This window comes from Parasediminibacterium schistidii (assembly GCF_046546515.1).
In the GTDB taxonomy this organism is placed as follows: Bacteria; Bacteroidota; Bacteroidia; order Chitinophagales; family Chitinophagaceae; genus Parasediminibacterium.
This window is the reverse complement of sequence record NZ_JBKHKJ010000088.1, coordinates 1-1,019: the sequence shown is the minus strand read 5'-3', so window position 1 is coordinate 1,019 and position 1,019 is coordinate 1. Positions and strand designations below refer to the sequence as shown.

The following is a 1,019-nucleotide window of genomic DNA, read 5'->3' as shown; positions in this document are numbered from 1 at the left end:
ACTTGAAGGACTTATATACGGATTATTTAATTTCGTCAACAGGCTTGACAACTGCAACTGGATTTTCTAGATTGGTTGACAATGAAATAAGCCATGACAAGGTTACCCGTTTTTTGTCAACAAGCGATTTTAGTTCAAAGGATTTGTGGGAAGCAGTCAAACCCATGGTTAAGGAGCAGGCAAAGGAAGGGGTTAAAACCTTTCTAATTTTTGACGATTCAATTAAGGAGAAGTATTACACGGATGAAAGTGAATTGATAAGTTGGCACCATGACCATGTATTCAATCGTGCTGTAAAAGGGGTTAACTTCCTGACGGCTTTGGTAAATATTGGGGATGTCAACCTGCCTTGTGCAGTGGAATTCATTAAAAAAGACAAATGGGAGAAAAATGAAAAGACAGGCAAGCAAAAACGGGCAAGCAGCAAGACAAAGAACGAGCTGCTAAGGGAAATGGTAACACAATGTAAAAAAAATTTCAAGTTCGATTATGTGTTGACTGACAGTTGGTATTGCTGCAAGGAGAACATGAAATTGATAAAAGGGGATTTGAACATAGATTTTGTGATGGCAATGCCTGTTAACCGCAATGTTGCGTTGAGCAAAGCAGACAAGGATAAAAAAAAGTATGTAGGTATTGAGTCGTTGCAACTGGGGCAACAAACTGTGGAGGTTTGGGTAGAAGGCCTGGATTTTCCGCTGTTGCTTTTAAAGCAAATCTTCAAAAACGAGGACGATACAGTCGGGGAGTTGTACTTGGTTAGCAGCGACTTAAACCTATCATACGATGAAATTACTACGATCTACAAAAAAAGGTGGGCGATAGAAGTATATCATAAGTCTACGAAAAGCAATGCAAGTTTTGCAAAATCGCCAACAAAAACAATAAAGACACAGACAAATCACTTCATGCTTTCTATCTTGGCATATGTGAAATTGGAGGGTTTGAAAGTAAAAAGGAAACTCAATCACTTTGCAATAAAAGCAAAGATTTATGAAGCTGCACTGAAAGCAGCATAT

At 38.5% G+C, this 1,019-nt stretch carries 1 protein-coding gene; it reads left to right on the top strand.

Annotation, left to right across the window (positions count from 1 at the left end):
- The coding region (locus tag ACHFIY_RS19270; RefSeq protein ID WP_410847762.1) for an IS701 family transposase at positions 1-1,019 on the top strand (1,019 nt) is incomplete at both ends.